Below are 21,641 nucleotides of genomic sequence, written 5' to 3' on the forward strand. Positions count from 1 at the left end.
ACCCTCATTATAGCAGAATCGTTTTCAATTCACAATATATTTTAAAAGAAAGAAGCATATATTTTATGGAAACATACGGACTGGTCGGCAGGAGCGGGACCGGGAAAAGTTACAGCGCCATCGGCCTGTGCCGGGCACGGGGCTTTGATGCGATCATAGACGACGGACTGTTCATATTCGAGAACAGAATTATGGCGGGCGTATCGGCAAAGCGGGAGGCCACGAAGATCGGCGCGGTGAAGACAGCTCTCTTTACCAAGGAGGAGCACTGCCGGGAGGTAAGGGAGAGCATCCAGCAGGTGCAGCCGCACAGAATACTCATACTGGGCACGTCAGAGGGGATGATAGGCAAGATCATCTCCCGTCTGGATCTGCCGCCGCTGTCGGAGATGATCCGCATCGAAGACATCACCACGGAGGAAGAACGGGAGATGGCGCGGACACAGAGGCAGGACCTGGGCAAGCATGTGATCCCCGTGCCTACCTTTCAGGTGAAGCGTCAGTTCTCCGGGTATTTTCTGGACCCGCTGCGGATGTTTCGCGGCCTGGCGGGCGGCAGGGCGGCGTTTACGGAAAAAACAGTAGTGCGCCCCACTTACAGCTATCTGGGTGAGTACGTGATCTCGGATCGGGTGATCAGCGACATTGTGCTCTGCGTGGCGGAACAGAAAAAAGAGCTGGTGGCCGGCATTGTGCGCGTTACTTCGGACAACCTTCCGGAGGGCATGAATATCCGGGTCCTGCTGTATCTGCGCTACCGCACGAAAGTGCTGACGGCTGCCCGGGTCCTCCAGAGGGAGATCGCAGCTCAGGTGGAACATATGACGGCGTTCAACGTGCTGGCTGTGGACGTGGAGATAAGGGGGCTGAAATAAAGTGACGCATTTGCTGGGTACGGCGGTGAACACCGCCGCGGTGATCGCGGGCGGGCTGCTGGGCAGGTATATATTGAAAGGGATCCCCTATCGCTACGAGGAGATCATGATGAAGGGGATGGGTCTTGCGGTCATCCTGATCGGCATACAGGGGGCCATGAGCTACCAGCGTATCATGGTAGTCATACTCAGCATGGTGGCGGGCGGCATCCTGGGAGAATGGATCGATATCGACCGGCGGATGAATCTGCTGGGCGCCTGGGCGGAGACGCGGCTGGGGGCCTCTGAGGGGAGCTTCGCCAAAGGCTTTACCACCGGAAGCCTGCTTTTCTGCACCGGTTCCATGGCTATCGTGGGGGCCATGAACAGCGGGCTGCAGGGCAACAACGACATGCTTTTCGCAAAATCCCTGATCGACCTGATGCTTGCCATCATTTTTTCCTCCGCGCTGGGCATCGGCGTGGCCTTTGCGGCCGTCTCGGTATTTATATATGAAGGGATCCTCGCTCTGGGCGCCGGTTTTGTGAAGGATTATCTGACGCCGGAGATCATCACGGAAATATCTGCGACCGGAAATCTGGTGCTGGTGGCCGTGGGGTGGAACTTCATCGTTCCGGAACAGCAAAAGATCCGGGCGGCCAATATGATCCCTGCTATCTTTCTGCCCTGGCTGTTTATTCAGGCGGCGGATCTGATAAAGGGACTGGTCTGATGCGGGTCTGGGAAAACAGAATGGTGTAAAATTTCACTTTATATAAAAATGAATCTGAAATACCAGGAAAAAGGGAGATAAACCTTCAAAATTTGGTTAGGCAATGAGACTTTTGGGCATAGTAAAGTTGAAAATCCCGGTGGCAAATGAAAAAATCAAAAAACCTCGGAGTTTTTACGATAAAGCTATTGACATTGGGGGATAGTTGGCTATAATTAATGTTAGCACTCGATAATGATGAGTGCTAACAAAGTTGAAAATGATTTTACATAAACCAAAATCGAAAGGAGAAAGGTATTATGAACATCAAACCGTTGGGCGACAGAGTCGTGATCAAAAGATTAGAGGCAGAAGAAAAGACTACAGGAGGCATTATCCTCACCGCATCCGCCAAGGAACAGCCGCAGATGGCCGAAGTTATGGCCGTAGGTCCGGGAGGGGTGGTCGACGGCAAGGAGATCAAAATGGAAGTAAAAGAGGGTGACAAAGTTATCTTCTCCAAATATGCAGGCACAGAGATCAAATATGACGGCGAGGATTACATCATCGTATCCCAGAGAGACATTCTGGCGGTGGTCAAATAAGTCCGGCCGCGAAGATCAGTGAGCGGTCCGATGAAGAAGGACATAGAAATAGGAAGATCAGGGCAAAGGATGCGGCCGGTCGGAAATTTGTTCCGGAGGTCTGCGATATAATAAGAAAGGGTGTTTAAAATGGCAAAGGAAATCAATTACGGCGAAGAAGCCAGAAGAAAATTGCAGGCCGGCGTAGATCAGCTGGCAAATACGGTCAAGATCACGCTGGGACCCAAGGGAAGAAATGTTCTCATCGAGAAAAAGTTCGGTTCCCCGCTGATCACCAATGACGGCGTTACCATCGCAAGAGAGATCGAGCTGGAAGACGGCTATGAAAATATGGGAGCTCAGGTCGTAAAAGAAGTAGCCTCCAAGACCAACGATGTGGCCGGAGATGGAACCACCACCGCCACGCTGCTGGCGCAGACCATCATCAGAGAGGGATTCAAGAACGTTGCAGCCGGAGCCAACCCGATGATCCTGAAAAAGGGAATCCAGGGAGCTGTAGATGTGGCGGTAGACAGCATTAAGGGCATCTCCAAGAAAGTGGAGTCCAAGGAAGCCATCGCGCAGGTCGCGTCCGTATCCGCTGACGACGATACCATCGGTCAGCTCATCGCGGAGGCCATGGAAAAGGTCGGAAACGAAGGCGTCATCACCGTTGAGGAATCCAAGTCCATGGGAACGACGCTGGAGGTCGTGGAAGGCATGCAGTTCGACAGAGGTTATCTGTCCGCTTACATGGTGACCGACACCGATAAGATGGAGGCTGTAGTCAGCAATCCGTATATTCTCATCACCGATAAGAAGATCTCCAACATTCAGGAGATACTGCCCATCCTGGAGCAGATCGTACAGCAGGGCAAGAAGCTGCTGATCATCGCTGAGGATGTGGAAGGTGAAGCTCTGGCCACGCTGGTAGTCAACAAGCTGAGAGGAACCTTCGACTGCGTTGCCGTAAAGGCTCCGGGATTCGGCGACAGAAGAAAAGAAATGCTGAAGGATATCGCAGTCCTCACCGGCGGCCAGGTCATCTCCGAGGAGATCGGCATGGAGCTGAAGGAAGCCACTCTGGATATGCTGGGAACGGCCAACACCGTCAAAGTCAATAAAGAAAACACCGTTATCGTGGACGGCGCCGGCGATGCGGAAGCGATCAAGGCCAGAGTAAATCAGATCAAGGCGCAGATCGAGGAATCCACTTCCGACTTCGATAAGGAAAAGCTTCAGGAGAGACTGGCGAAACTGTCCGGCGGCGTTGCGGTCATCCAGGTAGGAGCCGCTACCGAGACCGAGCTGAAGGAAAAGAAGCTGAGGATCGAAGACGCCCTGAACGCTACCAGAGCTGCTGTTGAGGAAGGTATCGTACCGGGCGGCGGCACCGCGCTGGTAAACGTGATCCCCGCAGTTGCCAAATATGCCAAATCTCTGTCCGGCGATATGAGGACCGGTGCGAACATCATCGTGAGAGCCCTGGAAGAGCCGGTTAGACAGATCGCTGAGAACGCCGGCATGGAAGGCTCCGTCGTAGTTGCCAGAATCAAGAACAGCAAGAGCGGAGTAGGCTTCAACGCCGCTACCGAGCAGTACATGGATATGATCGAGGCTGGTATCGTAGATCCGACAAAGGTGACCAGATCCGCACTGCAGAACGCTGCATCCGCTTCCGGAATGCTCCTGACCACAGAAGCCGGCATTGTGGAAGTCAAGAAGGATGAGCCGATGCCGCCCATGGGCGGAGGCGGAATGGGCGGCGGAATGGGCATGATGTAATCCATCAGCCCCATGTTGCCGCAAAAGGGAGACTGACCTCCCGCCGGCCCCACAGACAGACAGCAATAACCTTACAATAAAAGCGGGCGCGCAGCAGACGCCCGCACAAAGACGCCGCGGGGCATCTCATCAGGATGCACACCGCGGCGTCTTTTTCTTTTGCAGGGAACAAACGATCCTGCCTGACATTTCAGCACGCTGGCAGCAGAATAGAAAAAATGATTTCCTACATTTATAGTATCGTCGTCATTGCCGTTCACAGGATGGGGGGATCGCTGCCAGCTCCCCGTCCCGTCCTGCGCCCGCAGGGGAGCGGCCATGGAACAGGCCGTCAGATCGTCTCCTGTCGTCTCCTATCAGGACAGACAGCCACCGGCAGATCAGGGTCTGCAAAAGGAACACGGAAGCCCGGAGAGACACTTGCCGCAGACCTCGCTGTCCGCGCCCAGGGTCACGCCAGGGTCGTGGATCTCCTGATTGGCCTCGCAGACCTTGGAGCAGAGAAAGCGGTCGAATCCCTCCGCAGTCAGGGCGCCGGAGGGACATCGGCCGATGCACAGACCGCAGGAAGGCTTGTGGTCCGCCGCCATGCTTCGTTTATACAGACAGCTCTCATCCCGCCGGATGGGATCCGCCGGCGCTTTCAGATCTGTGACAAGGCTGCTGTAGCGGCCGCAGCAGCCGGAGTCGGTGATGAGCATGTTGTTCATGCCGAAGGTGCCCAGTCCGGCAATACGGGCCACGTGGCGCTGTGACCAGCGGCTGGTGACGGTAGCGCTGTCCATGGAGGCAGCTTTTAAGGGCAGAGCGGCCCTGACGGGGGAACGGCCGGATTCGGAGACGGGCCTTCCCTGCTGATCCAGCTTTTCCAGTTCCTCCTTCAGATAATCGTTGAGCTTTCCGAAAAGGATGTTCGTCTCGCGGTAGGCCATGGCCCACTCCGCGGATGCGGCGATGAGAGAGAGGCCGTTCACGGAGACGTTTCGGTCCTCCTCCAGATTGCTGCGGACGATCTCGTCCGGATAGGGAAGAAAATAAGAGACGACGATGGAAGCGTCTGAAAGAATGTCCCGGGGGAGGGCGTGTTCCGGGTGGACCACTCTGGACAGTTTCGGAAATTCCGGAGAATCGGCGGCGGCGAAGCCCACCAGCGGCGCTTTCCAACGCATAGGCGTGCCGCTGTTCTCATATTCTCTGATATAATCCGAGATCATATGGGTAATTTGTGTTTTCCAGTCCATGATTTACTCTCCTTCGTTTTCACAGGTCGTATATGCAGGCGGCCGGCGGGGCAGTCCGCAGAGGACCGCGGCTCTTGCCGGCGCATGGTGTGTGGTGCGGATCGTTTCGCGGGAAGCGCCGGGTCCGCAGGACTGCGGCGCGGCTGATCCGGATAGATTTATTGTATCATAAACACTGAGCTCTGTCTTCGCCTTTGGCTCGCCAGTCGCGGGGTGTGAACATTGTACCATAAACATTAAGCTCTGCCTTCGCCTTCGGCTTGGCAATCGCTAAGTGTTCTGGGCACCTGTCTTACCGCCGCTCTGTCTTCGCCTTCGGCTCGCCAGTCGCGGGGTATGAACATTGTACCATAAACACTAAGCTCTGCCTTCGCCTTCGGCTTGGCAATCGCTAAGTGTTCTGGGCACCTGTCATACCGCCGCTCTGTCTTCGCCTTTGGCTCGCCAGTCGCGGGGTATGAACATTGTACCATAAATAAAGTTCAGTTGGTATTGCACCATTTGATCGTCTTGGATATAATGAGTATGTTCAAGGCCCCGTTTTCAGGGAGGGGCGGGAGATAAAGCGTTCGGCTGCGGATTTCGGCATGTATGCGGCTTTTCGGAGGCCGCAGGGCAGGACGACGGGAAAAAGAAAGCGCAGAAGAGGAAAGCACGAAAAGAGATGGAGGCGGCGAGACAGAGATGGAGGAAATACAGCCGGTAGCCGGCGGACGGAGAATCGGGATCATACAGATGGTGATCTGCGGAGTTTTTTGGAGTACCGGGGGGATCTTTATTAAGCTGATTCCCTGGAATCCTTTTGCCATTACGGGGATGCGCAGTCTGATCGCGGCTCTGGTGGTCCTGGCATATATTAAGATATATAAAATAAAATTCAGACTGAACAGACAGTCAGTCCTGAGCGGATTGTTTCTGGCAAGTGTCTTTTTATGTTTTGTCATCGCAAACAAGCTGACGACGGCGGCAAACGCCATCGTGCTCCAGTTCACGTCCCCCGTGTTCATACTGCTCCTGGGCGCGGTCTTTCTGAAGAAGAAGTGCAGAAAGGGAGATATCATCACGGTGGCGATCACGCTGGGAGGTATTTCTCTGTTTTTTCTGGATCAGCTGGCGCCGGGCAGCATCGTGGGAAATTGTTTCGGGATCATGGCGGGTCTCATGGTTGCGGCGGCCTATCTGGCCGTAGGAGAGGTGGATGAGGACACCCGCATGAGCGGCGTTTTTCTGGGCCAGGTCTTCGCGGCTGTCATCGGCCTGCCCTTCGTGTTTTTCACCGGCGCGGAGTTTACGCCGGTAACAGTGTCCTGCATACTGGCTCTGGGGATCGTTCAGCTGGGGATCCCTTACGTGCTTTTCGCTCTTTCCATGAAACACTGCACGCCTCTGGCCTGCAATCTCATCGGGGTGGTGGAGCCGCTGCTGAACCCGGTCTGGGTCTTTCTCTTCAACGGTGAGGCCCCGGGAATATTTGCGCTGACAGGCGCGGCGGTGGTGATCGCGGCGATCGTAGCCTGGTGCATCTGGAATGAAAAGGCTGCGCCGGCCGCACAGGGAGAGAGCCGGGAAGAGACGGGCATGGCAAACGCGGGAAAATAAACTTTTTCCTTGAACCAAAAGCCGTTCTGGTATAAAATAAATCAATAACTCGGCACGGGGCCGCAGCTTTGTTTTGCGGCTCCGGGGGCCGGAGTGTAAAAAGGGGACAAACAGAGAGATTATGGTTACTCGCAGAGAAATGGACAAATTTAAACGGCAATTGAAGCTGGCGGCGGGAATTCTGGTGGGATTGGTCGTCATTTTTTTAGCGGTGTGGGCGCTGAGACATTTTGTGTTCTCCGATCCTAAGGAGGGAGATCTCTCCGGGCAGGGAGGAGGCCAGAACGTAGCAGGAGCGCAGGATCCGGACGGTGAGGATGGCGGGGACGTGGACAAGCCTGTTCAGAACGAGGAATTCCTGCTGCTGGTAAATAAAACACATCCGCTGGATGAGAATTATAAACCTGATGATCTGACAGATATCAAGTATTACGCGGAAGACCGCGACGCCGCGGCGCGCTTTATGCGCAAGGAGCCCACGGAGCAGTTCCACAAGCTGGTGGAGGCGGCCAAGGAAGAGGGCTATACCATCGTAACCACCACGGCTTACCGCTCTTACGGTTTTCAGAAAGTCCTGTGGGATAATTACGTGAAGAAACACGGAGAGGCGGAGGCCAATACATTCAGCGCGAGGCCGGGGCAGAGCGAACACCAGACCGGGCTGTGCACAGACGTATCGTCGCCCAGCGTGAATTACCAGCTCACCACCGACTACGCCGACACGGCGGAGGGAAAGTGGCTGGCGGAACACGCCCACGAATACGGGTTTATCATCCGTTTTCCTCTGGGCAAGGAGGACATAACCGGTTATCAGTTCGAGCCGTGGCATATCCGCTATGTGGGTCAGCCTGCGGCCGACGAAATATATGAGAAGGGTCTTACCCTGGAAGAATATCTGGGCGAAGTATAGGAGTCGCCGGATCACACATTTATCGGAGAGAAAGAAAAAGAATGGAGGAGAAAAAATATGGCTTATTTTTTCAGTGAACCGTCCCGCACATTCAGCGAATATTTGCTGGTTCCGGGCTATTCGGACCGCAGCTGCCGTCCGGAGAACGTGAGCTTGAAGACACCTGTGACCAAGTTTCGGAAAGGAGAGGAGCCGGCCATCACTATGAATATACCGCTGGTATCGGCGATCATGCAGTCGGTCTCCGGCGAAAACATGGCCATCGCTCTGGCGAAGGAAGGCGGAATTTCGTTCATCTACGGTTCACAATCCATCGAGAGCGAGGCCGCCATGGTGGGCCGCGTCAAGAGCCACAAGGCCGGATTCGTCAAGAGCGACTCCAACATACGCCCTGATCAGACGCTGGCGGATATTCTGGAGCTGAAAAAGAAGAGCGGCCATTCCACCATCGCTGTCACAGATGACGGCACGGCGGAGGGCAAGGTGGTAGGTCTGGTCACCAGCAGGGATTACCGTATTTCGAGAATGGATCCGGATACCAAGGTCAGCGAATTCATGACGCCGCTTTCCAGTCTCATCTATGCAGAAGAGGGCGTGACGCTGTCCGAGGCCAACGACATGCTGTGGGACCACAAGCTGAACGCGCTGCCCGTCATCGACAAAAACGGAAGACTGACGCACTTCGTATTCCGCAAAGACTATGATTCGCACAAGGCAAATCCGCTGGAGCTGCTGGACAGAGACAAGCGCTACGTGGTAGGCGCAGGCATCAATACGAGAGACTTTGAAGAGCGGGTGCCCGCCCTCATCGAGGCGGGAGCGGACGTGCTCTGCATCGACTCTTCCGAAGGATTTTCCGAGTGGCAGAAGCTGACGATCGACTGGATCCGCAGCAAATATGGAGATTCCGTAAAAGTAGGCGCAGGAAATGTGGTGGACAAAGAGGGTTTCCTGTTTCTGGCTGAAGCGGGAGCGGATTTCGTTAAAGTAGGGATCGGCGGCGGTTCCATCTGCATTACACGGGAGCAGAAAGGGATCGGACGCGGACAGGCCACGGCGGTCATCGAGGTGGCGGCGGCCAGGGACGAGTATTTCGAGAAAACAGGCGTGTACATCCCCATCTGTTCTGACGGCGGCATCGTACACGATTATCACATGACGCTGGCTCTGGCCATGGGAGCGGATTTCCTCATGCTGGGCAGGTATTTTTCCCGCTTCGATGAAAGCCCTACGGCCAAGCTGAATATCAACGGCACTTATGTGAAAGAATATTGGGGCGAGGGCTCCAACCGGGCAAGAAACTGGCAGCGCTACGATCTGGGCGGGGACGGCAAACTCTCCTTCGAGGAGGGAGTGGATTCCTACGTGCCTTACGCCGGAGCGCTGAAGGACAACGTGAATCAATCGCTGTCCAAGGTGCGTTCCACCATGTGCAACTGCGGCGCCGTTTCGATACCCGATCTTCAGAAAAACGCCAAGATCACACTGGTATCCGCTACGAGTATCGTGGAAGGCGGAGCTCACGACGTAATTTTGAAGGATACGAACAACAATCAGGTGCGGTAACTGCATTGAAATGAAAGAAAAATTCCCGGGACCTTCGTTCCGCGGAATTTTTCAATTACAGGGGCAGCGCCCTGGGGAGCAGAGCTGGAAACGCCGCTGCAGACAGGACGGCGGGCGGAGAAACAGAACAGAGAGAATGGAGGCAAGGATGGAATATCAGGGTATATTAGTGGTGGATTTCGGAGGTCAGTACAATCAGCTGATCGCCCGGAGGGTGCGGGAAGCTCACGTTTACTGTGAGATCGTATCCTATACGAAATGCATGGAACGGGTGAAGGAATCCGAACCGGCGGGCATTATCTTTACGGGGGGACCCAACAGCGTGTATCTGGAAAACGCGCCTCAGCTGCCCAAGGAGCTGTTTGAGATGGGGATCCCCATTTTGGGCATCTGTTACGGAGCGCAGCTTATGGCTCACGTACTGGGGGGGAAAGTTGTGAGCCCGGACTATAAGGAATACGGCAGGGTCAAGCTCATGAAGGGTTCGAAGACCGATACGCTGTCCGGACACGAAAGTCTGCTCTTCGACGGCATCGCCTCCGAATCACTGTGCTGGATGAGCCACACGGATTATATCCAGGAGGTGCCTGCGGGATTTTATGTGTCCACTCACACAGAGAACTGCCCCACCGCCTCAATGGAAGATCCGGAGCGTAAGCTGTACGCAGTCCAGTTCCATCCGGAGGTACACCATACGCCCTTCGGTCAGACCCTTCTGCAGAACTTTTTGTACAAGGTCTGCCAGTGCGGGCAGAACTGGAAAATGTCTGACTTTGCGCAGCGCAAGGTGGAAGAGATCAAAGCCATCGTGGGGGATAAAAAGGTCCTGTGCGCTCTGTCCGGCGGCGTGGATTCCTCCGTGGCCGCCGTGCTCACACACCGTGCCATCGGGGACAATCTGACCTGCATCTTTGTGGACCACGGTCTGCTGCGCAAAGACGAGGGCGACCAGGTCATGGAAGTCTACGGCAGACAGTTTAATATGAAGATCAGGCGCGTCAACGCCCAGGATCGTTTCCTCGGCAGGCTGGCGGGCGTGTCCGAGCCGGAGGAGAAGCGCAAGATCATCGGCGCGGAATTCATCCGCGTGTTCGACGAGGAATCTGCAAAGCTCTATGAGCAGGAGGGCGGTTTTGATTTTCTGCTCCAGGGGACCATCTATCCCGACGTGGTGGAGAGCGGCAGCGGCGAGGCCGCGGTCATCAAGAGCCATCACAACGTGGGCGGGCTGCCTGAAGACATGAAAATGCAGCTGCTGGAGCCCCTGCGCCTGCTGTTTAAGGACGAGGTGCGAGCCGTTGGCGAGGAACTGGGTATCGCCCACGAGCTGGTGTGGCGGCAGCCGTTCCCCGGTCCCGGACTGGCTATCCGCTGTCTGGGCGAGGTGACGGAGGAAAAGCTCTCCATCATCCGCGAATCCGACTGGATCCTCCGTGAAGAGATCGCCAAAGCCGGACTGCAGGAATCCATCTGGCAGTATTTTACCGTCCTGCCCAACATCCGCAGCGTGGGCGTCATGGGAGATTTCCGGACCTACGATTACACCGTGGGCATCCGCGCCGTCACCAGCGTGGACGGCATGACCTCCGACTGGGCCCGCATTCCCTACGATGTGCTGGAGGTGATCTCCAACCGCATCGTCAACGAGGTGAAGGGGGTCAACCGCATCGTGTACGACATTACATCGAAGCCGCCTTCAACTATTGAGTGGGAATGATCTCAGAGGTCTGAAAAAGCCCGGAATGACTGGGTTTTCTAAGGCTTGATGCCCTCCGTGGCAACGAATTGGCAACATTTTTTCATTATTCATAAAAAGAGAGCTAACTGATTTTGATTAGTCAGTTAGCTCTCTTTTTCTTTTTATTATTGTCCTGTGCAACAAACGGCCTCTCCCGTGGCCTACAAGTGGGAGGGTCAAACGAGATCCTGGGGCGGCATCTTCACATAGTTCTGGGTCTTGTCAAACTCCGGATAGTGGTAGCGCCATTTGTCGTAATCCTCTTTAGAGATTTCACCCGCTTCCAGCATGGCAGCGGCCTGCTGCCAAGAACAGAGCATTTCGTGCAGCCGGGCGGCGTCCTTGTTCTTGCGAACATCGACCTTCAAGCAGACTTCTCCATCCAGCTCACTGATCTTGAGCCCGTAGTTATCCTCCAGGGTAAACAGAGTGTGCATCAGCCCCACATAGGAGTCTATGTCCGGAACAGAGAGTGCATGAGGTGAGACATCCAGCACCTCAGACAGAGCCGCTGTCAGGTCTGCCTTTGGGGTTCTTGATCCTGTTTCGTACTGTGCAAGGCGTACATCAGCAGACTTCTCCGGGAAGCCCAGTGACATGCCAAGATATTTCTGTGTCATCCCCCGCAGGAGACGGAAAAAGTGAATTCGTTCACCAATCGCCATATTATCAACTCCAATCGTTGGTTGTCTTTATAAAAAGCGTAGCAGAAATGCTTAGGAAAGTCAAGAGAATACTAAACAATTTTATTTAATTTATTTTGTGTACTCCGATTGACACAAGCTATTATGCTTAGTATAATGACAATAAGCAAAGCATATTTGCTTAGCTATGATGCCCGAAGAAAATTTCTTCAAAATTCTTGGGTGCAAAATCTGAAAAAAGTGGCAGTAGAGAGTAAGGAGGTCTTTATGAAAATCAAAATTAGCAGGCAGAAACGATCAACGAGGAAAGGAAGGTATTTTATTTATGCAGAAACAGAGTTTTATGCGAGCAGACGAAGTTGCTCAGGAATTGGGTATCTCCAAATCCCACGCCTACAAGGTAATCCATGGGCTTAATGAAGAATTACAGGAGAAAGGGTATCTGACCATCTCCGGCCGTGTCAATCGAGAATTCTTCAGGGAGAAGTATTGCTATACCAAAACAGCAAAGGAGGAGTCATAATGGCAGTTTACAAGGAAGAAAAAACCGGCACCTGGCGGACAGTTTATCGCTATACCGATTGGAATGGTGAGCGGAAACAGACCCAAAAGAGGGCTTCAAGACCAAGCGAGAGGCGCAGGCCTGGGAGCGTGAACAGGTTCATAAAACCAGCGCTGATCTGGATATGAACTTCAAAAGCTTTGTGGAACTTTACACAGCGGATATGAAGACCCGGCTCAAGGAAAACACTTGGGCCACAAAGGAGCATATTATCCGCACAAAGCTGCTCCCCTACTTCGGCAAGCTGAAGATGTGCAATATCACCGCCCAACAGATCATCACCTGGCAGAACGAGATGCTGAACCACAAGGATGAAAAGGGGCAATCCTATTCACCTGTGTACCTTAAGACGGTTCACAATCAGCTCAGCGCCATCTTCAACCACGCAGTGCGATATTACAATCTCCGGGATAACCCTTGCAAAAAGGCTGGCAGTATGGGGAAAAAGAAAAACCGAGAGATGATGTTCTGGACCAAGGAGCAGTACTTGAAATTTGCGGAGGTGATGATGGACAAGCCGCTGTCCTTCTATGCCTTTGAGATGCTCTACTGGTGTGGCATCCGGGAGGGGGAACTGCTGGCTCTGACCCCGGCAGATTTTGACTTTGAGAAGCGCACTGTCACTATCAACAAATCCTATCAGCGGCTAAACGGGCAGGATTTGATTACCACTCCAAAAACCGAAAAGAGTAATCGGGTTATCACCATACCGCAGTTTCTGGCCGAAGAAATCCAGGATTACCTCAAAATGCTCTACGGCATTGGAGCGAATGACCGAATGTTCACCGTCACCAAGAGTTATCTCCACCGGGAAATGGATCGTGGCTCCAAAGAGGCCGGAGTCCCGCGCATCAGAATCCATGATATTCGTCACAGCGCAGTTTCGCTTCTCATCGACATGGGGTTCTCTGTCACAGCCATCGCAGACCGGGTGGGCCATGAAAGTATCGACATCACCTACAATTATACACACCTGTTTCCGGCCAAACAAACGGAAATGGCAGATAAATTGAATATGGAAAGGGGCAATTAAGAATGTCAGCAAAGAATTTGGATAAGCACAGCCGTTGGAGGAACAAGACTGTGGCCTTTCGGGTCTCCCCGGAGGAGGATGCCCAGATTGAAACAGCAGTCAAGCTCACAGGACTGACCAAACAGGATTATATCATCCGTCGGCTGCTCTGTCGGGATGTGGTGGTGCAGGGCAATCCAAGAGTCTATAAGGCACTGCGAGATCAGCTGGCTGCTGTGCTGAACGAGCTGCACCGTATTGAAGCCGGGCAAGGCGTAAATGAGGAACTGTTGGACACCATTCAGATGATCACAAACATTATGAAAGGAATGCAGGAGGATATTGCCTATGATCGATGAAAAAAAGAAAATGACTGCCCAGGACTCATCTGTTGGCGCAGACGATGGACAGTCAATCTCTAAAATTTCTGACATTAGTATAACCACTTCCAAGGAAGAAATCAATGATGAAGTTGTAAATCCTCAGGAAAGCCTAGAGGAAATGTATCGCAGGATACAGCGCATGAGCGACCCAGCTTACCTGCACACTGTAACCCTAGATGAGCTGATGGACAATGTGTTTGAGGTAAAGTCCGCAGTGATTGAAAACCTGCTCTATACCGGAGCATATATCCTTGCCGGAGCACCCAAAATCGGAAAGTCCTTCCTGGTGGCGCAGATCGCCAACCATGTCAGTACCGGGCAGGATTTGTGGGGCTACAAGGTTCATCAGGGGACGGTACTTTACCTTGCACTTGAAGATGACGAAAGCCGTTTGCAGCACAGGATGTTCCGTATGTTCGGTGTGGAGGGGACAAGCTCCCTCCACTTTGCTACCAGTGCCAAGATGATCGGCAGCGGTCTGGATGAACAACTTGAAAAGTTTGTCCGGGAACACAGTGACACCAAGCTCATTATCGTGGACACACTTCAAAAAGTCCGGGAGATGGTAAGCGACAGTTACAGCTATTCCAGCGATTATGAGGTGATTGGAAAACTGAAACAATTTGCAGACCGGCATGGAGTTTGCATCCTGATCGTCCACCACACCAGAAAGCAGCCTGCGGGAGATAGCTTTGAGAAGATTTCCGGTACCATTGGACTGTCGGGCTGTGCAGATGGAGCGCTCATCATGCAGAAAGAAAAACGAACCGACGGAAAGGCTACACTGGAAATCAGTGGACGGGATCAGCCGGATCAGCGGCTGTATCTAAGTAAAGACCAGGAGCGTTTGGTATGGCTCCTCGACCATGCAGAGAATGAGCTTTGGAAGCAACCTCCGGACCCGGTGCTGGAAGCGGTAGCGAAGATCGTATCTGACGAGAACCGCGAGTGGGAAGGCAGTCCCACCGAGCTGGCCCAGGCGATTCAAACGGATATGGCGGTAAACCGGCTCACCAAACATCTGAATGTGAATGCCAGCCGCTTGCTGGAAGAACATCAGGTAAAATACGAGAACAAAACCAAGCACACCGGACGGCGTATCCGGCTGACCTACATGGTGATAGAAGCACCTATGGTTGAAGTAATCAAGTAAAGCGCGACGCTTGCAACGGTCGCGACGGTGTTTTGAGGGGTACTCCCAGCACCGTTGCGACCGTCGCTGCCGTTGCGGGAAAGAAAATGTGAGGTGGTGTTTTGCCACCCCATCTTTTCAGGTGAGCCCTATTTTAGGGCGTACCATGTAAATATTAAGGAGTAGTCCTCATGACTTGAGACCGGGGCACAGGATGCGAAGTAAAAGCGAAGGATGGGAAAACATTTTGCCCACGCATCTAGCGATGGCTACTGTGTTTCACGGTAGCCATCAGGCGTAAGGGTGGAACGATTTGTTCCATGGCATCTTAAAGGAGACGGCGCTTTGGCGTACCCTTTCAAAGCGTTCGCAGAACGCGCAGCCACAGAATGAAATTCTGTGTTCAAAGGGGGCTTGGGGGCGCTGCCCTCAACAAGCAGACGGCTGGAAATGTGAGTGTGTGGATAGCCACACGCATTGTTTGCCCGTATCTAAAAAGGCCGAAACGGCTCTTGTACCGCTGCGGAAAATCAACTGAAATTTAAGAATTGGGAGGTAACGAGTATGAGAAAGATTTTGTCCTGTGAGTTTAACCTGGACACCGCCTGCGTGGAACTGCGTCTGGATGACGGGACGCTGCTCTCCATTGACTGCATCGCAGTGGAAAATGAGGTGGCAAACAGCATGTACCAGCGGTCAGAATTGGACTGGCTGATCTATAATGATCCGCTGGCCTACGCCGAGCTGATTTTGAACGTCGACATCACCAACTACCTAAAAAGTGTTAGTTATATGAGCGATAAAAGTTAATCGCACTAGATAAGAGTTATTTTTCAACCGTGACAATTTTATTATTGACAAATTCGACTGGTTAGCTTATAATGGGGATAGTTCAAAAGCGAAATTTTTTTAGAATATGTCTGTTATTTATCGGTCATGACAAAAGGAGTGAAGGGATGAAATTGCGGGACCTTGCGAGTGTTCGCAGCGGCCTGGTCTTGTCGAGAAAACAGGCCAAAGAGCCAAGTGAGTATAGATATCCCTTGATTAATCTACGGTGTATTCAGCAGGAAGGGATAATTCAATTAAATGAGTCCGATATCTATGAAGCAAAAGAACCGCTGAAAGCAGAATACCTCTCACAAAGCGGAGATATCATTGTCCGCCTTACAGCTCCCTATACAGCAGTTCTGATTGATGAAACCACATCTGGAATGGTGGTTTCATCAAACTTTGTAGTGATTCGAGTTGAAGATAAGAGCCTGTTGCCAGAGTATCTTTTTTGGTTGCTGAATACCGAAAAGATAAAACGAAAAATTTACGAGAATGCAACCAGCAATATGCTTGGCGCAGTTAACGCAAGATTTTTAGCTGACTTTGAATTGCCCCTTCTTTCTGTGGAGGATCAGCATAAAATCTCCCAGTTTAATCTGCTGGCCAAAAGAGAACGTCAATTACTTAGGATGTTGGCAGATGAAAAAGAAAAGTATTATGCTGGTGTACTGAATCAGGCGTACAAAAGAGCAAAGAAAGGGAAATGAAGATGACAACAAGAAAAGATATTGACCAGGTCCTGTGGAACGCCTGTGATAGTTTCCGCGGCAAGATCGACAGTTCCCGCTATAAAGACTATATCCTCTCCATGTTGTTCGTAAAGTACCTCAGCGATGTCTCCAAAGAGAGGCGCGAGGAGTACATCAAACAGTATGACGGCGATATGCGTCGCGTGGAACGGGCTATGAGCCGTGAGAGATTTTCAATGGACGAGCAGTCCACATTCGATTATCTCTATGCCAAGCGGAACGATGCTGAAATCGGTCAGAAAATCAATGTAGCACTGAATCATATCGAAGAACATAACAGTGGAAAGCTACGCAATGTATTCCGGGCCATCGACTTCAACTCTCAGGTAGACTTTGGTGAACCCAAAGAGAAGAACGCTACCCTGCACAACTTGCTGGAGGATTTCAACGGTCTGGATCTGCGTCCCAGTCAGCTGGGCTCTGCCGATATCATCGGAGATGCCTACGAGTACATGATTGCCATGTTCGCCTCTGATGCCGGAAAGAAGGGAGGTGAGTTCTTCACGCCAAGCCAGGTTTCTGAGCTGGTAGCCTCTCTGGTACAGCCCAAGGAGAACGACCGAATCTACGATCCCACCTGCGGCAGTGGCGGTCTGCTGCTGAAAGCGTACAAGAAGGTACCCAGTGGCAAGGTGGCTATCTATGGCCAGGAACTCAATGCACAGACCTGGGCTCTCTGCACTATGAATATGTTCCTGCACGGTGTAGATGATGCCCGAATCTGGCAGGGCGATACCCTCTCGAATCCTCAGAATGTTGAGGATGATAATTTGATGAAGTTCCAGGTTGTAGTGGCAAATCCTCCCTTTAGTCTGGACAAGTGGGACAGCGGATTCCTCTCGGAGGCCGGAGCAGACAGCAAAGGCAAAAAGAAAATGTCCGCTGAACTGGACCCTTATCGCCGTTTTAATTGGGGTGTTCCTCCTACTTCCAAAGGTGACTACGCCTTTGTGCTGCACATGCTTTCCAGCCTGGATGCAGAAAATGGCCGCATGGCGGTTGTGCTGCCCCATGGTGTTCTATTCCGTGGAGCCGGCGAGGGAAAAATCCGCCGTCAGTTGGTGGAGATGAATCTACTGGATGCAGTCATTGGTCTTCCTGCCAACCTGTTCTACGGCACCGGTATCCCTGCCTGTATCCTGGTATTCAAGAAGAACCGAACCTTCCGGGATGTGCTGTTTATCGATGCCTCTGGGGACGGGAACTTTGAAAAGAGTAAGAATCAAAATATCCTGCGGGACAGCGATATTGAACGCATTGTCAACTCCTATCAAGCGCGACAGAATGAGGATAAATACAGCTATGTGGCCTCTTTCGATGAGATCAAGGAGAACGATTTCAACCTGAATATCCCTCGGTATGTGGATACCTTTGAGGAAGAAGAACTGGTGGACATCGATGAAGTGCAGCGAAACATTGCTGATATCGAGGCGGAATTGGCTCAAGTACAAGCACAAATGAAAAAATACTTGGATGAACTTGGAATCTAAGGAGGTAGGAGAGTTGGCTACAACCGTTAATAATGCATTTGCTGAATTTATGAGGGATATTGTCAATCTTGACCCTGATGTTGTATCCGAAGCAAGAACGAGTCGAGACAACCTGCTTGATAATATCGCCGAATTTGATAACAAGGACGGCTTTTTTGATTTATGTGATAGTTTTAATGTGCATTTTGGCTCATTTGCTAGAAAGACTAAATGCCGTGATCTTGATGATGTGGATTTGATGATTGGTATTGCTGCTAACGGTGCAACATATTATTCCGATGATCCATGGGACGAAGTCAGAATAACTGCAAGTACCACCAATGCAGCACAGAAAGATTGCACACGCGAAGATGGAACACTTAACAGTACCCAGGTATCTAATAAATTTAAGAAAAAGTTAGAATCAGTGAGAGAATATTCGCGTTCTGAGATTCGTAGAAACGGCGAAGCGATTATTTTAAATCTCAAATCAAAGGAATGGGCTTTTGATATTGTACCTTGTTTCCATACGGTAGAAGAAAGCGATGGTAGATCATACTATTTAATTCCAAACGGAAATGGGAATTGGAAAAAGACTGCACCCGATAAAGACAAAGGGCATGTTACAAGCACAAACCAAAGTAAAGATGGACGTGTGTTGGAGTTAATTCGCCTTTGCAAAAAATGGAATAAAGTAAAGAGTGCCAAAACACTGCCGTCATATCTTCTCGAAACCATGATTATAAATTTTGCGGATTCTCAAGCAGAACTAAGTCAGTGGATAGATCTCCGTTTTAAAAATGCGTTGAGTTATATAGCAGAACATATTTTGAGTCCAGTGTATGACATGAAAGGAATTCAAGGTGATATCAACAATCTTAGCATAGACGATAAATTGCGCCTTCAGCAAAAGGCATTGACTGATTACAATAAGGCATGTGAAGCTTGGCAACAAGAACAGGCTGGTAACCATAAAGAGGCTATTAAAAAGTGGGGTGAAATTTTTGGAAGCGACTTCCCGACATACGGATAATAGTATTTTTGTTTGTCAGAATGAAGAATTTTTACTCAAATGCCAGTTAGCTCAAAGAAACGAGTATTCTCATGCAAAAAGAGCCAGTCGGATAAAGTCGATGGCGACTCTTATATTCACGATCTGTTCTATCGTTGCGTCTATTGTAGATTGTGATACACTATCTGCCATATCCAGTTTATTTGCCGTAGGATTGGTTGTGTTTAACAAATACTCAGATGGACATATTTCCTCTCATAAAAAACACGCGGCTTCCATACAACAGTATATTGATGTGACGCTTTTTGCTTTGGCTATAGGAGGAACTGAGTCTGAGTGGGGCGAATTACCGAATAAGACCGACCTTGCAGAGACGATAAGTGAATTTTCAGGTGAAGATACCTCTGATATGAAAAACTGGTATAGTGATTACTCCTCTTTGCCAGGTGAAGCTCAGATTTTTCATTGTCAAAGAGAAAATGTAAGATGGGACTATGGTTTGCATAAATCTTATATCTGTCTTCAGCTTGGCATTTTGCTGGTTGCAGTCGTTGCTATGATTATAACTATGTTCATCGTTAATCCTGACTTTATAAAGCTGATATGTATTTTATCGTGGTTAACACCACTTGCAGAATATACATATTCCGTCTGTAAAGATGTCTTCGAGAGCATTTCAATTTTGCGAAAAATTAATAGTTTTTGCGATCAAATTGAAAATAAGCTATCAGGAGATAATGTTGTATCTGTTAAACAAGAATTGATTGATTTGCAATATAAGATTCGAGAAAGACGAGAAGGGGGTTTTCTTATTCCAGATTGGTTTTATAAAATGAGAAAGGGAAAGCATCAGAAGCAAGAAGACAGTATTGCAGAAACTATTGTTAATTTGAACCAAGAGAATGGTGAGCAGAGATGATATTAAGAACGAGAGATATAATCGAGCAGATCCGGCAAGGAAATGTTCCAGAGGGATATCAAAAAACAAAAGATGGTATCTTCCCAACCGATTGGCACACTCAGAAAATGAAACAGTGGGTTGCACTGGCAGAGCGTCCTGGCACTCTTGAAGATGATAAGAGATACCGTTTGGTAACTGTCCGTCGTGGATTTGGAGGGGTTGACCTGCGTGGAGAGTATCTCGGAAAAGATATTCTTGTGAAGAACTATTTTAGGGTTCGACAAGGTGACTTTCTTATTTCCAAAAGACAGATTGCCCATGGAGCTTGCGGAGTTGTTCCAGAATCTTTAGATGGTGCAGTAGTATCCAATGAATATAATGTATTTGTTCCAAACCAAGGCACAAATATTGAAATGTTTAATCTTATGATGCAGCTACCACATTATACAAGGCTTTTTCACCTAATGAGTGATGGTGTGCATATCGAAAAACTACTTTTTAAAACACAAGATTGGATGAGGCGTCAATTAGCCATGCCTCCTATTGAAGAACAACAAAAAATTGCCGCTATCCTCACCACCCAGGACAAAGTAATTGAACTGAAAGAAAAACGCCTTGCGGAAAAGCAGCGGCAGAAAAAGTATCTCATGCAGCAGCTGTTGACTGGCAAAAAGCGCCTGTTGGGGTTTAGCGGTACATGGAAAAAAGAAATATTAGGAAAATGCGCATCCATGTGTAGCGGAGGCACTCCGGATACTAAAAATGAGAAATATTATGGAAACGATTATATTTGGATTTCTATAAAAGATATGACTTCTGCAGGAAAATATATTTGCTCTAGCGAACGAGGACTGACGGAGGCAGGGATTCTTAATTGCTCGGCTAGGCTGTTTCCCAAAGGGACGATTTTATTTGCAATGTATGCATCTATAGGGGTATGCTCTATTGCGGAAGCAGAATGCTGTAGCAGTCAAGCTATTTTGGGTATTGAACCAGATTCGAAGCTGAATAATGAATTTCTCTATTATTTGTTAAGTAACTCCAAAGGGTATTTCAAAAGTTTTAGACAGGCAAGTTCGCAACCCAATCTGAACAAGGGCATTGTGCAATCAATAGTTGTTCAAATTCCTGAGATAGAGGAACAAGCGGCCATTGTCGAAGTTCTTTCTGCTGCTGACCGTGAAATTGACCTACTCCGGCAAGACATCGAACAGGAAAAACAAAAGAAAAAAGCCCTGATGCAGATGTTGCTGACGGGCATTGTGAGGGTGAAAGTATGAAATGTCCACACTGCGCTACCACAGTGCACATTCAATGGGAAGAAACATCTTTCCCTGCTGTCCACTGGGAAGACACTTATGAACAGGATGGCTACTCTATCCAATATGGATTCTGTCCGGAATGTGCAGAATTGGTTATTCAATTTCAGCATGGCCTTCGAGGTGGATATAGAGAAGATGGATATTGGATTGATCAGATTGACGAAGAACATATTATCTACCCACATTATACAGCAAGTAGAAAACTTGATCCATCCATTCCCCTTAAATATGCTCAACTATTCTATGAGAGTGAGGAAGTCAATACCATCAGCCCCCGTGCCAGTGCGACTCTTAGCCGATACTTATTGCAAATGCTTTTGCACGAAGAATTACATATTCACAAGAGAAACCTGGAAGATGAGATAAAGGAATTAGAGAGTGGGAGCAATATTCCCACTAAACTTGTCACTATGCTCCAAGTTATGCGCAGAGTTGCTAATTTTGGCGCGCATCCGAAAAAGAGTACCAACAGCAACGAGATTGTGGAAGTAGAGGCAGGCGAATCGGCAGTCATGCTTGATATGTTAGAAGAAGTGTTTGACTATATTTTTGTTAAGCCGAAACAACAAGAACTTTTTTTGAAAGGCATTGAAGAAAAGTATGGAATAAAAGCATGAAGCGAGGCGGGATTT

At 50.1% G+C, this 21,641-nt stretch carries 21 protein-coding genes; 19 read left to right on the top strand and 2 right to left on the bottom strand.

What is annotated here, in order from left to right; translation table 11 throughout:
- The first annotated feature begins 65 nt into the window (after nt 1–65).
- From E0E37_RS04615 to groL, 4 genes are all read left to right on the top strand, one after another.
- Nucleotides 66–875, top strand: coding sequence for an Asp23/Gls24 family envelope stress response protein (locus tag E0E37_RS04615; RefSeq protein WP_130861812.1), 810 nt, complete (start codon nt 66–68; stop codon nt 873–875).
- 1 nt (nt 876) lies between these two features.
- Nucleotides 877–1,587, top strand: a complete 711-nt coding sequence (locus tag E0E37_RS04620; RefSeq protein ID WP_207302920.1) for a DUF554 domain-containing protein — start codon at nt 877–879, stop codon at nt 1,585–1,587.
- A 299-nt stretch (nt 1,588–1,886) separates the two neighbouring features.
- Nucleotides 1,887–2,171: a co-chaperone GroES gene (gene groES, locus E0E37_RS04625; protein WP_130861813.1), complete on the top strand. Its 285-nt coding sequence runs from the start codon at nt 1,887–1,889 to the stop codon at nt 2,169–2,171.
- Nucleotides 2,172–2,300: 129 nt separating this feature from the next.
- The gene (gene groL, locus E0E37_RS04630; protein WP_130861814.1) at nt 2,301–3,935 is read left to right on the top strand and encodes a chaperonin GroEL; all 1,635 of its coding nucleotides are present in this window, start codon (nt 2,301–2,303) and stop codon (nt 3,933–3,935) included.
- Nucleotides 3,936–4,315: 380 nt separating this feature from the next.
- Here the strand turns inward: groL and E0E37_RS04635 are convergent, their stop codons facing one another.
- Entirely contained in the window at nt 4,316–5,176 is an 861-nt protein-coding gene (locus tag E0E37_RS04635) for an epoxyqueuosine reductase (RefSeq protein ID WP_130861815.1), read from the bottom strand.
- 684 nt (nt 5,177–5,860) lie between these two features.
- On the opposite strand from E0E37_RS04635, the gene E0E37_RS04640 reads away from it, so the two are divergent.
- From E0E37_RS04640 to guaA, 4 genes are all read left to right on the top strand, one after another.
- Nucleotides 5,861–6,775: a DMT family transporter gene (locus E0E37_RS04640; protein WP_165445207.1), complete on the top strand. Its 915-nt coding sequence runs from the start codon at nt 5,861–5,863 to the stop codon at nt 6,773–6,775.
- Between the two features lie 121 nt (nt 6,776–6,896).
- A complete protein-coding gene (locus E0E37_RS04645; RefSeq protein ID WP_130861817.1) occupies nt 6,897–7,685 on the top strand; it encodes a M15 family metallopeptidase in 789 nt (262 codons plus the stop codon).
- 57 nt (nt 7,686–7,742) lie between these two features.
- On the top strand, nt 7,743–9,251 hold the full coding sequence (locus tag E0E37_RS04650; RefSeq protein WP_130861818.1) for an IMP dehydrogenase: 1,509 nt from the start codon (nt 7,743–7,745) through the stop codon (nt 9,249–9,251).
- 148 nt (nt 9,252–9,399) lie between these two features.
- Entirely contained in the window at nt 9,400–10,968 is a 1,569-nt protein-coding gene (gene guaA, locus E0E37_RS04655; RefSeq protein WP_130861819.1) for a glutamine-hydrolyzing GMP synthase, read from the top strand.
- A 197-nt stretch (nt 10,969–11,165) separates the two neighbouring features.
- Here the strand turns inward: guaA and E0E37_RS04660 are convergent, their stop codons facing one another.
- Nucleotides 11,166–11,654, bottom strand: a complete 489-nt coding sequence (locus E0E37_RS04660) for a helix-turn-helix domain-containing protein (RefSeq protein WP_130861820.1) — start codon at nt 11,652–11,654, stop codon at nt 11,166–11,168.
- A 304-nt stretch (nt 11,655–11,958) separates the two neighbouring features.
- Here E0E37_RS04660 and E0E37_RS04665 point away from each other — a divergent pair, with 304 nt between their 5' ends.
- The 11 genes from E0E37_RS04665 (at nt 11,959) to E0E37_RS04720 (ending at nt 21,626) form a co-directional block, all read left to right on the top strand.
- On the top strand, nt 11,959–12,156 hold the full coding sequence (locus E0E37_RS04665) for a helix-turn-helix domain-containing protein (protein WP_130861821.1): 198 nt from the start codon (nt 11,959–11,961) through the stop codon (nt 12,154–12,156).
- Nucleotides 12,157–12,319: 163 nt separating this feature from the next.
- Nucleotides 12,320–13,228 (top strand): tyrosine-type recombinase/integrase, encoded by a 909-nt coding sequence (locus E0E37_RS04670; RefSeq protein WP_456298045.1) that lies wholly within the window; start codon nt 12,320–12,322, stop codon nt 13,226–13,228.
- A 2-nt stretch (nt 13,229–13,230) separates the two neighbouring features.
- Complete coding sequence (locus tag E0E37_RS04675; protein WP_130861822.1) at nt 13,231–13,566, top strand: plasmid mobilization protein; 336 nt, start codon at nt 13,231–13,233, stop codon at nt 13,564–13,566.
- Nucleotides 13,556–14,743 (top strand): AAA family ATPase, encoded by a 1,188-nt coding sequence (locus E0E37_RS04680; RefSeq protein WP_130861823.1) that lies wholly within the window; start codon nt 13,556–13,558, stop codon nt 14,741–14,743. Before E0E37_RS04675 ends, E0E37_RS04680 begins: the two co-directional genes overlap by 11 nt.
- 543 nt (nt 14,744–15,286) lie before the next feature.
- Complete coding sequence (locus E0E37_RS04690) at nt 15,287–15,532, top strand: DUF6061 family protein (RefSeq protein ID WP_130861824.1); 246 nt, start codon at nt 15,287–15,289, stop codon at nt 15,530–15,532.
- A gap of 146 nt (nt 15,533–15,678) precedes the next feature.
- Nucleotides 15,679–16,263 carry a restriction endonuclease subunit S gene (locus E0E37_RS04695; RefSeq protein WP_130861825.1) on the top strand — a complete coding sequence of 195 codons (585 nt, stop codon included), beginning with the start codon at nt 15,679–15,681 and terminating at the stop codon, nt 16,261–16,263.
- A complete protein-coding gene (locus E0E37_RS04700) occupies nt 16,260–17,795 on the top strand; it encodes a type I restriction-modification system subunit M (RefSeq protein ID WP_130861826.1) in 1,536 nt (511 codons plus the stop codon). Before E0E37_RS04695 ends, E0E37_RS04700 begins: the two co-directional genes overlap by 4 nt.
- Nucleotides 17,796–17,808: 13 nt before the next feature.
- Nucleotides 17,809–18,807, top strand: a complete 999-nt coding sequence (locus tag E0E37_RS04705; RefSeq protein ID WP_130861827.1) for an SMODS domain-containing nucleotidyltransferase — start codon at nt 17,809–17,811, stop codon at nt 18,805–18,807.
- Entirely contained in the window at nt 18,770–19,705 is a 936-nt protein-coding gene (locus E0E37_RS04710; RefSeq protein WP_246019633.1) for an S-4TM family putative pore-forming effector, read from the top strand. The genes E0E37_RS04705 and E0E37_RS04710 overlap by 38 nt, the downstream gene beginning before the upstream one ends.
- Nucleotides 19,702–20,967: a restriction endonuclease subunit S gene (locus tag E0E37_RS04715; protein WP_130861829.1), complete on the top strand. Its 1,266-nt coding sequence runs from the start codon at nt 19,702–19,704 to the stop codon at nt 20,965–20,967. Before E0E37_RS04710 ends, E0E37_RS04715 begins: the two co-directional genes overlap by 4 nt.
- Nucleotides 20,964–21,626, top strand: a complete 663-nt coding sequence (locus tag E0E37_RS04720) for a DUF4145 domain-containing protein (RefSeq protein ID WP_130861830.1) — start codon at nt 20,964–20,966, stop codon at nt 21,624–21,626. Before E0E37_RS04715 ends, E0E37_RS04720 begins: the two co-directional genes overlap by 4 nt.
- Nucleotides 21,627–21,641 lie beyond the last annotated feature (15 nt).

This window comes from Bacilliculturomica massiliensis (assembly GCF_900605495.1).
GTDB classification, from domain to species: Bacteria; Bacillota; Clostridia; order Peptostreptococcales; family Anaerovoracaceae; genus Bacilliculturomica; species Bacilliculturomica massiliensis.

Coding starts and splice junctions, on each gene's coding strand:
- E0E37_RS04720 (WP_130861830.1), top strand. CDS start 20,964: ATGAAATGTCCACACTGCGCTACCACAGTGCACATTCAATGGGAAGAA.
- E0E37_RS04695 (WP_130861825.1), top strand. CDS start 15,679: ATGAAATTGCGGGACCTTGCGAGTGTTCGCAGCGGCCTGGTCTTGTCG.
- groL (WP_130861814.1), top strand. CDS start 2,301: ATGGCAAAGGAAATCAATTACGGCGAAGAAGCCAGAAGAAAATTGCAG.
- E0E37_RS04650 (WP_130861818.1), top strand. CDS start 7,743: ATGGCTTATTTTTTCAGTGAACCGTCCCGCACATTCAGCGAATATTTG.
- E0E37_RS04670 (WP_456298045.1), top strand. CDS start 12,320: ATGAACTTCAAAAGCTTTGTGGAACTTTACACAGCGGATATGAAGACC.
- E0E37_RS04635 (WP_130861815.1), bottom strand. CDS start 5,176: ATGGACTGGAAAACACAAATTACCCATATGATCTCGGATTATATCAGA.
- groES (WP_130861813.1), top strand. CDS start 1,887: ATGAACATCAAACCGTTGGGCGACAGAGTCGTGATCAAAAGATTAGAG.
- E0E37_RS04700 (WP_130861826.1), top strand. CDS start 16,260: ATGAAGATGACAACAAGAAAAGATATTGACCAGGTCCTGTGGAACGCC.
- E0E37_RS04645 (WP_130861817.1), top strand. CDS start 6,897: ATGGTTACTCGCAGAGAAATGGACAAATTTAAACGGCAATTGAAGCTG.
- E0E37_RS04680 (WP_130861823.1), top strand. CDS start 13,556: ATGATCGATGAAAAAAAGAAAATGACTGCCCAGGACTCATCTGTTGGC.
- E0E37_RS04615 (WP_130861812.1), top strand. CDS start 66: ATGGAAACATACGGACTGGTCGGCAGGAGCGGGACCGGGAAAAGTTAC.
- E0E37_RS04640 (WP_165445207.1), top strand. CDS start 5,861: ATGGAGGAAATACAGCCGGTAGCCGGCGGACGGAGAATCGGGATCATA.
- E0E37_RS04690 (WP_130861824.1), top strand. CDS start 15,287: ATGAGAAAGATTTTGTCCTGTGAGTTTAACCTGGACACCGCCTGCGTG.
- E0E37_RS04665 (WP_130861821.1), top strand. CDS start 11,959: ATGCAGAAACAGAGTTTTATGCGAGCAGACGAAGTTGCTCAGGAATTG.
- E0E37_RS04715 (WP_130861829.1), top strand. CDS start 19,702: ATGATATTAAGAACGAGAGATATAATCGAGCAGATCCGGCAAGGAAAT.
- E0E37_RS04660 (WP_130861820.1), bottom strand. CDS start 11,654: ATGGCGATTGGTGAACGAATTCACTTTTTCCGTCTCCTGCGGGGGATG.
- E0E37_RS04675 (WP_130861822.1), top strand. CDS start 13,231: ATGTCAGCAAAGAATTTGGATAAGCACAGCCGTTGGAGGAACAAGACT.
- guaA (WP_130861819.1), top strand. CDS start 9,400: ATGGAATATCAGGGTATATTAGTGGTGGATTTCGGAGGTCAGTACAAT.